This is a genomic window from Glycomyces sp. YM15 (genome assembly GCF_016918015.1).
Taxonomy (GTDB): Bacteria; Actinomycetota; Actinomycetes; order Mycobacteriales; family Micromonosporaceae; genus Glycomyces.
The window spans coordinates 114,201-125,631 of the sequence record NZ_JAERMK010000006.1; the positions used below are offsets into that span (position 1 = coordinate 114,201).

Below are 11,431 nucleotides of genomic sequence, written 5' to 3' on the forward strand. Positions count from 1 at the left end.
ACCCACCGTTCGTGTCCACTTCGTTTCCGATCTGTGACCGGATTCGCGACCATGGGCTTGACCTGCGGGCATTGATGGTCATACGATGTCCCGCACGCATGATACAACGTTGTAAAGATTGGAAGTCACATGCGAAGCCCTCAACTCCTCAGCCTCAGGCGAGGCGGCGCCGTGATCGCCGCCGCCGCCTTCCTCCTCGCCCTCGTCGCCGCGTCCATCGGCTGGTCCCCCGCGCCCGCCGCGGCCGTGACCACCGGCAACGGTGCGCTCGTCTACTCGCCCGCCGCCGGCAGCTCGTTCAACCCCGAAGGCGGCACGCCCGCCGGGACCACCTACGCCAAGATCATCGTGCTCAAGAACAGCGGCAGCGCCAACGGCACGCAGCTGGTCACGTTCGACAAGCTCGTGCTCCAGAACGGCGTGCAGGTCTACCCGATCTACCGCAGCACGAACAACGGCGCGAGCTGGAGCCACGTCGCCGACGTGAACCCGAGCGCGACGTTCCCGGCGCTGACCCGCACGGCCCAGCCGTTCCTCTACGAGGTCACCCAGACCACCGGGGACCTGGCCGCGGGCACGATCCTGCTGGCGGGCATGGTCATGCCCGAGGACCGCTCGACGAGCCGCCTGGTCGTGTACAAGAGCACCGATCAGGGCACGAACTGGAGCTACCTGAGCACCATCGACTCCGGCGGCCCGGCCGTGTACGACCCGTCGCCGTCCTCGACCACCACCACGGTGTGGGAGCCCTCGCTCGCGATCGACGGGAACGGCGGCCTCGCCGCGTACTTCTCGGACGAGCGCCAGAAGGCGAACGGCGTGCTCCAGGCGATCTCCTACCGCCGCTCCACCGACGGCGGCAAGACCTGGGGTTCGCTGGTCAACGTCTCGGCGCCGACCAACCAGAGCGACCGGCCCGGCATGATCACCGTGACGAAACTGCCCGACGGCCGCTACATGGCGACCTTCGAGGTCGTGAACCGGCCCAGCCAGTCCCAGAACACCGCGCCGGTCTACTACAAGATCTCGGCCGACGGCCTGAACTGGGGTTCCACCAACAGCATCGGCACCCAGATCAAGCTGGCGAACGGCCGCGGCATCGGTTCTTCGCCGTACGTGAAGTGGGTGCCCTCCGGCGGCCCGAAGGGCATGGTCGTGGTGGCCTCGAAGTGGTCGCTCGACGGGAGCGGCAACATCGACGGCGGCCAGAACTTCTACGTCAACTACAACCTCGGCGATGGCCCGTGGGAGCGGCTGCCGATGGCGGTCACCTACGACGCCAGTGACACCCAGGGCGGGAACTTCAGCGGATTCGCGCAGGGCATCGACTACGGCGCCGACGGCCGCACGCTCTACCAGGCCGTGAACGTCGAGAACACGACCACCGACCTCAACGACATCCGGGTCGGGTCGATCCCGCTGGACGCCCTGCAGTACGAGGCCGAGAACGCGACCTTGAACGACGTGTCCACCGTCAACCACGTGCAGGCCTCGAACGGGTCGAAGATCGGGAACATCAACAACAGCGGCAGCTACGTGCAGTTCACCGTGAAGGTGCCGACCGCCGGGACCTACACGATGAACGTCCGGTACGACAACGGCTTCGGCTCGACCGCGACGCATTCGGTGAGCGTGAACGGCGGCTCCGGCTCGTCGATCAGCTATCCGGCCACTGTGGACTGGGCCCGGTACGGCTGGGCGCAGAAGACCGTCACGCTGAATGCGGGCACGAACACGATCCGGTTCACCAAGGGCACCGACTTCGCCGAACTCGACGCGATCCACCTGTACTCGAGCAGTGCGCTCGCGCCGGTCTTCCAGGTCGCGAACCGGGGCAGCGGCAAGTACCTGGAGGTGCTGAGCGCCTTGATGACCGACGGCGCGGCCGTGGGCCAGTGGGGCGACACGAACAACGCGACGCAGCGGTGGACCGTCAGCGGCGGCGCCACGGTGCAGTTGACCAACCAGAACAGCGGCAAGCTGCTCGAGATCCCCTCGGCGCAGACCGCCGACGGGGTGGACGCGGTGCAGTGGGGCCCGACCGGGAGCGCGACGCAGTCGTGGACGGCCGCGACCAGCGGCGGCTGGTGGACGTTCACGAACGCCAACAGCGGCAAGCTGCTCGAGATCGCCGGATGCTCCACCGCGGATGGCGCGGTCGCGCAGCAGTGGACCGCGAACGGCGCTGCGTGCCAGCAGTGGCGACTCGTGAAAGAGGGCATCCAGTAGCCGGCCGCCGGGGGCGGCGGGCGCTCGACGGCCCGCCGCCCCCGGACGGCGCGCAGGCGCGGCCCGCCAGGCGTCGCAGATCCGCTGCGAGACTTCGCTTCGAGTTCGGAGGTCCGATGTCCAAGGTCGAGGAGCCCGGGCGCGCAATGCGCCCGTCCTTCGGGACCGCGAAGGGATTCGGTGCGCGAACGGCGCTCGGTGCCGCGGCGCCTCCGGCGCTCAGGTCGGCGGCATCGTTTCGCGCCCGTACCTCAGTTCCTCGGCGCCGACTCGCGCTCGACGATGGTGAAGTCCGCCAGCTCGGTTCGCGGCGGCTGCTTGGGGCCCGTCTCGGCGATGCGCTCGAGCAGCGTCCCGAGCGCGGTGCGCGCCAGCCACTCCCGCCCCGGGTCCACTGTGGTGAGCGAGGGGATCGAGTAGGCGGCCTCGTCGAGGTCGTCGAAGCCGATCACCGCCACGTCCTCGGGGACGCGGCGGCCGGCCTCCTGGAGCACGCGCATCGCGCCGAGCGCCATGGTGTCGTTGAAGCCGAAGACCGCGTCGAACGGCACGTCGCGGTCCAGGAGCTCGTGCATCGCGCGGGCGCCGTCGGCGCGGTGCCACAGGGTCGCGCGGACCACGAGCGAGGCGTCGTACGGCACGTCGTGCGCGGCGAGGGCCTCGCGGTAGCCGCGCAGGCGGAGCCGGGCCGAGCCCATGACCTCGCCCTCGTACTCGCCGATGACGGCGATCCGGCGGCGGCCCGAGGCCAGCAGGTACTCGGTCGCCGCGCGGGCGGCCTCGACGTTGCGCATGGTGACGTGGTCGCACGGCCAGTCGAAGGTGCGCTCGCCGAGGAGCACGAGCGGGAACGGGACGTCGAGCGCGCCGGCGTCCTCCTGGCCCATGCCGAGCGGGCTGAGGATGAGGCCGTCGGTCATGCTCAGGCGGGGGCTGCGCAGGAGCGCCAGCTCGCGGTCGCGGTCGCCGCCGGTCTGCTCGACGACCACCGTGAGCCCGGATTCCTCGGCGGCGGCGATGACCATGCCCGCGAGCTCGGCGAAGTAGCTCAGGTTGAGCTCGGGGACGGCGAGCGCGACGGTGTCGGTGCGGCCGGACCGCAGGCTGCGCGCGTTGAGGTTCGGCTTGTAACCGAGCTCGGCGATCGCCCGCTCGACCTTCGCCCTGGTCGCGGGGCGGACGTGCGGGTAGTCGTTGATGACGTTCGAGACGGTCTTGAATGAGACGCCTGCCAGTTTCGCGACATCGCGCAAGGTCGCCGCCATCGCACCTCCTCCGTTCCGCAGAATTCTACAACGATGCAAACCGGGTTTGCCGGACCGCTCCCACGAATTCGCTCCGCAAGCGGCGGTCGATTCGGCGACAGTTTATCCGCACATTTCCATCAAGCGATACTTCGGCTTCTCTCACACCAGGAGACAAGGATGTCCACCTCCATACTGCGGCGGGGCCGCACGCTGCTGGCGCTCGCCGCAGCCGCGGCCATGGCCGCCCTCGGCCTCGTCGCCGCGACCCCCGCGCCCGCCCAGGGCGCCGTGACCACCGGCGTCTGGTTCACCATCACCAGCGCCCACTCCCACCTTGCCCTCGACATCGAGGGCGCCTCCACCGCCGCCGGCGCCGAACTCGTCCAGTGGGGCCGCAATGCCGGCACCAACCAGCAGTTCCGGTTCGTCGACGCGGGCAGCGGCTACTACAAGATCCAGGCCCGCCACTCGAACCTCGTACTCGACGTCTGGGGCTGGGACGCCGCCGACGGGGCCGTCATCGCCCAGGCGTCGGACCAGAACTTCACCAACCAGCAGTGGTCGGTCACCGAGCACGCCGACGGCTCGTACAGCTTCATCAACCGCTTCTCGGGCAAGGCGCTCGACCTGTGGGAGTGGTCGACCACCGCGGGCAGCCGCATCTCGCAGTACACCTCCAACGGCCTGAACGCGCAGAAGTGGTTCCTGAGCGAGGCCGCGGACACCGGCGTCGCCAACCCGATCCGCTCCAACGGGGCCGACCCGTGGATCGAGTACTGGGACGGCTACTACTACATGTCCACGACCACTTGGGACTCCACAGTGATCATGCGCCGGGCGACGACCCTGGCCGGGCTCAAGACCGCTGCGGACTCGGTGGTGTGGAACGACTCGGGCAACGCGAGCCGCTGCTGCTCGCACTGGGCGCCGGAGTTCCACCGCATCGGCGGCGTCTGGTACCTGATGTACACCTCGGGGAACTCGCAGACGAACTTCGACGGCCAGCGCCTCCACGTGCTGCGCTCCACCGGGTCGACCCCCATGGGGCCGTATGAGTTCATGGGCACGCCGCTGCCGGACCAGTGGAACATCGACGGGTCCTATCTGGAGCTCAACGGCTCGCTGTACCTGCTGTGGTCGGAGTGGGTCGGCGCGAACCAGTCGATCCGGATCGCGGCCATGTCGAACCCCTGGACCGTGACCGGCTCGCAGGTGACGATCGCGACGCCGACGCTCTCGTGGGAGACGGTGGGGGCCAATGTGAACGAGGCCCCAGTGGTGCTCCAGCACGGCGGCAGGACGTTCATCGTCTACTCGGCCTCGTCGTGCACGACGGACGACTACAAGCTGGGGCTGCTGACGTACGACGGCGGCTCGGTGCTCTCGGCGTCCTCTTGGGACAAGAGCGCCGACCCGGTGCTGTCGCAGGGCAACGGGGTGTTCGGGCCGGGGCACAACGGGTTCTTCGCCTCGCCGGACGGCTCGCAGCAGTGGATCGTGTACCACGGCAACCCGCAGAGCGGCCAGGGCTGCGGCTCGGATCGGGAGACGCGGGTGCAGCCGTTCACGTTCAACGCCGACGGCACCCCGAACTTCGGCACGCCGGTGGCCAGCGGGATCGTCCTGAATCCGCCGTCGGGAGAGTGACGGGAGCGCGTTGAGCGCACCATGCGGGGTCGCGCCGTTCGCCTCGAGCGGGCGGCGCGGCCCCGCATTCGCGGCGGGGTCGAGTGCCCGTGTCGCGGCGGTCCTGGCCTGTTGCCCGCGTCGAGTTCGCGGGCTTCGGCCGTACGCCGGATCGCGGCGGCGCGAGGCGCACCGGCCGGCTTCGAGCAGGCGGCCCTTGCCGCGTTTCCGGCGTTTCGCCTGAAAGCCCGATCGTTCGCGGCCGCGGAACAAGTGGCACGCCGGTCGGTTCAGCCGTTCGCCCGCAGCCCCGGCTGCCCCTTCGATCCCGAATCGCGGCGCGCGCTTCGGGCGCGCGCCGCTACGGTTCGGCTCGCTCGACCTTCAGGACCCGGTAGCCGTTGGCGCTCGCGTGCTTGTCGACATCCCAGCCCTGCTCGGTGAGCCAGCGCGCGAGCGAGTCGGCGCCGAGGTGCTTGGAGACGACGAGCCAGGCGACGCCGCCGTCCTTGAGGCGCGGCAGCCAGGTCTCGAGCAGGTCGTGGAGGGCCTCTTTCCCGACCTTGATCGGCGGGTTGGACCAGATCTCGTCGAACCGCACGTCGGCCGGAACGTCCTCAGGAGCGGCGACGTGCACGGTGCCCGGGGCCTTCTCGGTGTTGCGGCGGGTCAGGTCGAGCGCGCGTCGGTTGACGTCGACCGCCCAGATCTCGGCGTCGTCGCGCTGGGCGAGCACGGCGCTGATCGGACCGTAGCCGCAGCCGAGGTCGAGGAAGGTCCCGGCGGACTCGGGCGGCACGACCTTGTTGAGCAGCACGCTGGTGCCTGGGTCGAGGCGGTTGCCGGAGAAGACCCCGGTGGAGGCGGTCAGCTCGTACTTGACGCCGTCGAGGTCGAACTCGACGGTGCGTTCGCGGTCGTCGACTGCGGGCTGCTCGCTGAAGTAGTGCTCTGGCTGGTCGGCTGGGCCTTTGGACATGTCCCCCATTGTCGCGCGCCGAGCCCGCGCCGGCCGCCGGGATCGGCCCGTAAGAGACCTGCGCCGTTCTCGCCCCCAGGTCCGCTGCGTGACATGTGATATGCCACCCGGCCGATGGAGTGCTCGTTCCTGATCGATCCGCAGTGCGACATGTGATATGTCACGTGCCACGGCTTGTCACCCGAGGAGATGAACGACGCTCGACGCCGTCCATCTCCCGGGGGAACGTTTACCGGTTTCGACGGTTTCCGGGTCTAAGCTGCCCCCATGGCACATGGCCCGTCACCGTTCGGAGTTCCCCAGGAGACGCAGTCGCACCGGCCTCCGGACAATCCAGGTTTCGACTGGTCGGAGTACGACGAGCGCTCGCAGATGCGCGCACCCACAGCGCGGCTCAGCCCCGAAGACCGCACGCCGACCGTGCGTCTCGGATCGGGGGGCCGCTCGCCGTCGCCCGCGCCGGGGCAACGGTCGCCCGAGGAGGAGATGGAAGCGCACCTGGACCAGATCCAGGCCTCGCGTCCCCTGCGTCGCGCCGCACAGCGCGCCCGGCGCCGCACGAAATGGTGGCTGGTCGCGCTCGCGGTCGTGAGCGCGCTCGCGGTCGCCGCCGCCTGCGCGGCGGGGGCGTTCATCGTGCTCCGCGAAGGCGAACCGGACCCGTCCGCGCCGACCGCGAGGCCCGCGGCCGATCAATCATCCTCAGTGGATGAATCGGTCGGCGCACCGGAGGTGGTCGACCCGATCGCCAGCCGCGCCACCGACACGGCGCCGATCTCGATCGCGGAGCTCTTCGGCGCGGGCTCGATCACCCCGGACGGGGGCACGGGCAGCTACAAAGTCCTTGAGACGGAAGAACTCGCGAACTGCTCGGACGCCGGACTCGACGAACTCGCCGACCTGCTGGCCGACGCCGACTGCACGCAGACGGTGCGCGCGACGCTCATCAACCCGGACGGCGAGTACGCCGCGACCGCCGGCGTCCTCAACCTCGCCGACACGGCCGAGGCGGACTCGCTGCGCGCCGCGATCGAGGCGGGACTCGAGGGCGGCTTCGCGGCCCTGCGGACCGACGGCGAGGCCGCGGAACTCGGCCGGGCCGCGACCATGGTCGGGTACAACACCTATGGGCACTACCTGATGTACGTGGTCATCGGCCGCACCGACGGCGAACCCATCGAGGAGGCGTCGGAGCCGGTGCGCGCCATCGTGAGCGACCTCGTGGACGTCTGGTTCATCGACCAGCTCAACCCGAGGCGCGAGGTGCAGTAGGCGTCCACATCGCAACCGCCCGCGCCTTCGGCGCGGGCGGTTCTCTTTGCGCTCCCGGATGCGAGCGGTTCCCGTTGTGCACCCGAGTGCGGCGGTATTCGTCGTGCGCCTTCGACTCTCGGGGAACTTCCGACCGCTCGGCCCCGACCGGCTCGTGTCGGGAATGTGAACAATCTACTGTGACTATTGCCATAGCCGATCATCCCATGATTTGATCAATCCAGGCCCGCGTCCCATCCCCGGCGGGCCCGCCTCCCGCGGCCGACCCCATCGGCCGCTCCCCCGACCGCCTCACCTCAGGAGCCGAGCAATGCCTTCCTGGACCCTCCCCGCCCGCCGCGCCGTCGCCGCACTCGCCGCGGCCGCGCTTGCCGTCCTCTCCGTCGTCATCCTCGACGCCGCACCCGCCGAAGCCGTCCGCCCTCCGGGCATCCCCTCCACCGCGACCGCGCAATCCGAACTGAACGCGCTCACCGTCGCCGCCGAGTCCCACGGGTCGAGCTACGACCGCAGCCTCTTCCCGCACTGGAGGTCCGTGAGCGGCAGCGGAGGCTGCACGGCCCGCCAGTACGTCCTCAAGCGCGACGGCCAGAACGTCGTCACCGGCGACGGCTGCCAGCCCACCTCCGGCAACTGGCAGTCCGACTTCGACAACACCTGGACCACCTCGGTCTCCAACGCCACCATCGACCACGTCGTGGCCCTCTCCGAAGCCTGGGCCTCCGGAGCCTGGTCCTGGACCACCGCGCAGCGACAGGCCTTCGCCAACGACATCAACTCCCCGCAGCTGTGGATCGCCACCACCTCGGCGAACTCCTCGAAGAGCGACTACGACCCGGCTGAGTGGATGCCCGCCAACACCTCGGTGCGCTGCGACTACGTCAAGGCCTGGATCCACGTCAAGTACCTGTACGACCTCACGATCGACGCCTCCGAGAAGTCCGCGATCCAGTCGCACCTGACGAACTACTGCGGCTCCTCCGGCGGCACTCCGACCAACTGCTCCGGCTCGAAGACCACCGCGGCCGCCATTCCCGAAGGCTCGCCGCTGAACTCCACGATCAGCCTGTCCTGCACCGGGACCGCCTCCTCGACGAGCTCGGTCACGGTCAACATCACCCACCCCTACAGCGGCGACATCACGATCGCGCTCATCGCCCCTGACGGCACCAGCCGCACCCTCAAGGCCGCGGGCGGCTCCGGCGCGAACATCGCCACCACCTACAGCGTCAACCTTTCGAGCGAGAACCGTTCGGGCACTTGGACGCTGCGCGTCACCGACACCTACTACGGCGGTTCGAGCGGCACCCTGAACAGCTGGTCGCTCAGCATCTGATCCCGCGCATTCGACAGCGCGCACCAAGGAGGGCCGGGCACTGGCGCGCCCGGCCCTCCCTCATCCACCGCAGGTGTCAAACCTTCCCCGAAGCGGTCAGCTCCCCAACCGACTGCTCCAATGCGAGACGCCGCGGCGGATCGAACCACCTTCTCCCGCTTCGACGCCTCCGCGCGCCTCCCCGTTCCATTCGGGCGACTGCGTCAGATAGAACAGGTACCCGAGCGCCGGACCGACGATCACCGCCGCTATCCCCACGGCCACCAGCAGACCCTGCAGGGTCGCCCGCGCGCCGGCGCCATCGGCGATGCTCACCTGGTCGACGAGCACCCACGGGTACTGGCCGATCCCCCACCCGGCCATCACGGCCGCCACCGCGACCACCGCCGCCAACCGGGCCGGGCCGAACCGCCCGCGCCACAACAGGATCAGCGTCGCGATGCCGCCCAGCGCCGAGAGCGCCATGACGGGCGCGGCGCGGCCGGTCAGGCCGTTCCAGAACGTCGGCGCGTCGTGCTCGACAGGGATCAGCCCCGCGAAGACCACGACCCCCGTCGCCGCACCGACCACAAGGGACCGGATCCGGAGCTTCGCGGCCAGTGCGGTCTCGCCGCGCCGCGCGGCGTCCGCCGTCAGGAACGTCGCGGCGAGGAACGCGCAGGTGCCGACCGAGATGCACCCGGTGAAGAGCGCGGTCGGGTTGATCCACGAGGACCACGGGTCGCCGTTCCCGGCCGCCGGGACCCGGCCCGAGGCGAGCGCTCCGACGATGGTGCCGAGGAAGAACGGGGCGAGCACCGATGAGGTCGCGAAGACGATCCCGAACAGCTTCGCCTGCCAGAGCGTCTCGCTGTGCTTGCGGAACGCGAAGCCGGCGCCGCGGAGCACGATGCCGACGAGCGCGAGCACGAGCGGCACATAAAGCGTGGTCATGGCGGCGGCGAACGACTCCGGGAACCCGGTCCACCACATCACCAGCACGTAGATGAGCCAGACGTGGTTGGCCTCCCACACCGGGCCGATGCTGTGGTCGATGAGCGTCCGCAGTGGTGCGCCGCGGCGGGCGCCGCCCGCGGTGAGGTCGTGGAATCCCGAACCGAAGTCGGCTCCGCCCAGTACCGCGTAGGCGACGACCCCGGCGAACAGCGCTGCGGCGACGGCGAACTCGAGCGACATCATTTCGCGGCCTCCTGCTCGGCGGTCGGGCGGCTCATGGCGGCGTTCTCGGCGTCGCCGTCCTTCTCATCGGCGCACTCCCGGACCTCGCCGGGCCCGTCGACCGTCACAGGCTTCGGCCCGTAGGGGCTCGGCAGGTCCGCCGCGCCCGAGCGCCAGCGCCGCGCCATCGACCGCAGGATCACGATCGCGGCGATCGTCATGCCGCCGTAGAGGGCGACCGAGGCGCCGTAGACGCCCCAGAGACCGGCCGAGTGGTCGCTGGCGGCTTCGGTGGTGCGCATGACGCCGTAGACGATCCAGGGCTGCCGGCCCACTTCGGTGGCGATCCAGCCCGCTTCCATGGCGGTCATCGCGAGCAGTCCGGTGACCGCCATGAACCGCAGGAACCAGCGGTTCTCGAGCAGGTCCCGCCTGCGCCATCGCAGGAACCAGTACAGCGCTACCGCCGCCAGGAGGAGCAGGCCGATGCCGACCATCGCCTGGAACGAGTAGTGGGTGAAGTTCACCGGCGGCTGGTCCTCCTCCGGGATCTGGTCGAGGCCGGGCACGGGTTCGGTGAACGAGTTCAGTGAGGCGACCGAGGAGAGGTACGGGATCTCGATGGCCCACTTGACTTCGCCGTCGATGTAGAAGCCGCCGATGGTGAGCGGCGTCGCGCCGTCTGCGGTCTCGTCGGCGTATTCGAACGCGGCGAGTTTCGCGGGCTGGCGTTCGGCCAGGTCGTGGCCGAGGAAGTGCCCGGCGAGGGGCTGCGCGAGGGCCGCGATGGTCGCGAAGGCGAACGGCACCATGAATCCGAGCCGGTGGTGGCGGTCGCGGCGCCCTTTGAGCATCCCGACCGCGTAGACCGAGGCGATGGAGAACCCGGCGACCATGTAGGCGGCGAGCCACATGTGGGCGAAGGCGAGGAACGCGTGCTGGTTGAACAGGACGGCCCAGGGCTCGATGTTCACGACTTCGCCGCCGACGATGTCGAAGCCGACGGGGGCGTTCATCCAGGCGTTGACGGCGAGGACGCAGTAGGTGCCGATGACGCCGGTGATCGCCATGGGCAGCACCATGAAGAGGTGCAGTCTGGGGGGCATCTTGCCCCAGCCGTAGAGGTAGATGCCGAGGAAGATCGCTTCGAGGAAGAACGCGAGGCCTTCGAAGGCGAAGGGGAGTCCGAGGACGTCGCCGAAGGTGCCCATGAGGCCGGGCCACAGGAGGCCCATCTCGAAGCTGAGGACGGTGCCGGAGACGGCGCCGATCGCGAAGAGCACGGCCGAGACTTTGCCCCAGCGCTTGGCGAGGTTGAGGGCGACGGGGTCGTTCTTGCGGATGCCGCGCAGGTGCATCACGAAGATGATGGCGGGGAAGGCGACTCCGAAGCAGGCGAGAATGATGTGCCATCCGAGGGACAGCGCCATCTGCTGGCGCGCGGGCATGAGCCCGGCGGGGTCGGCGGCGGCGACTACATCGGACGCCTGGGCGAGGAGCTGGGTTGCATCCATGCCTTGAAGCTACGGGCTGGAAAACCCGAAATCACCTTCTTGTGAATGCTTTCACAAGCCTGCGGAACGT

Annotated in this window: 8 protein-coding genes; 4 read left to right on the forward strand and 4 right to left on the reverse strand. The window is 69.5% G+C overall.

Going from position 1 to position 11,431, the window contains the following annotated elements; all coding sequences use genetic code 11:
* Window positions 1–129 precede the first annotated feature (129 nt).
* Window positions 130–2,229, forward strand: coding sequence for an RICIN domain-containing protein (locus tag JHY01_RS08895; RefSeq protein WP_205325272.1), 2,100 nt, complete (start codon window positions 130–132; stop codon window positions 2,227–2,229).
* A gap of 251 nt (window positions 2,230–2,480) precedes the next feature.
* Here JHY01_RS08895 and JHY01_RS08900 read toward each other — a convergent pair whose 3' ends face one another.
* Window positions 2,481–3,494: a LacI family DNA-binding transcriptional regulator gene (locus tag JHY01_RS08900; RefSeq protein WP_205325273.1), complete on the reverse strand. Its 1,014-nt coding sequence runs from the start codon at window positions 3,492–3,494 to the stop codon at window positions 2,481–2,483.
* A gap of 159 nt (window positions 3,495–3,653) precedes the next feature.
* On the opposite strand from JHY01_RS08900, the gene JHY01_RS08905 reads away from it, so the two are divergent.
* Window positions 3,654–5,123: a family 43 glycosylhydrolase gene (locus JHY01_RS08905; RefSeq protein ID WP_205325274.1), complete on the forward strand. Its 1,470-nt coding sequence runs from the start codon at window positions 3,654–3,656 to the stop codon at window positions 5,121–5,123.
* Window positions 5,124–5,463: 340 nt separating this feature from the next.
* On the opposite strand, the gene JHY01_RS08910 is transcribed toward JHY01_RS08905, so the two are convergent.
* Window positions 5,464–6,081 carry a class I SAM-dependent methyltransferase gene (locus tag JHY01_RS08910; protein WP_205325275.1) on the reverse strand — a complete coding sequence of 206 codons (618 nt, stop codon included), beginning with the start codon at window positions 6,079–6,081 and terminating at the stop codon, window positions 5,464–5,466.
* 486 nt (window positions 6,082–6,567) lie between these two features.
* Here JHY01_RS08910 and JHY01_RS08915 point away from each other — a divergent pair, with 486 nt between their 5' ends.
* Both JHY01_RS08915 and JHY01_RS08920 read left to right on the forward strand, forming a co-directional pair.
* Window positions 6,568–7,353: a hypothetical protein gene (locus JHY01_RS08915; protein ID WP_205325276.1), complete on the forward strand. Its 786-nt coding sequence runs from the start codon at window positions 6,568–6,570 to the stop codon at window positions 7,351–7,353.
* A gap of 310 nt (window positions 7,354–7,663) precedes the next feature.
* Complete coding sequence (locus JHY01_RS08920) at window positions 7,664–8,689, forward strand: proprotein convertase P-domain-containing protein (protein ID WP_205325277.1); 1,026 nt, start codon at window positions 7,664–7,666, stop codon at window positions 8,687–8,689.
* Window positions 8,690–8,785: 96 nt separating this feature from the next.
* On the opposite strand, the gene JHY01_RS08925 is transcribed toward JHY01_RS08920, so the two are convergent.
* A complete protein-coding gene (locus JHY01_RS08925; protein ID WP_205325278.1) occupies window positions 8,786–9,868 on the reverse strand; it encodes a cytochrome d ubiquinol oxidase subunit II in 1,083 nt (360 codons plus the stop codon).
* On the reverse strand, window positions 9,865–11,361 hold the full coding sequence (locus JHY01_RS08930) for a cytochrome ubiquinol oxidase subunit I (protein WP_205325279.1): 1,497 nt from the start codon (window positions 11,359–11,361) through the stop codon (window positions 9,865–9,867). The genes JHY01_RS08925 and JHY01_RS08930 overlap by 4 nt, the downstream gene beginning before the upstream one ends.
* Between the last annotated feature and the right edge of the window lie 70 nt (window positions 11,362–11,431).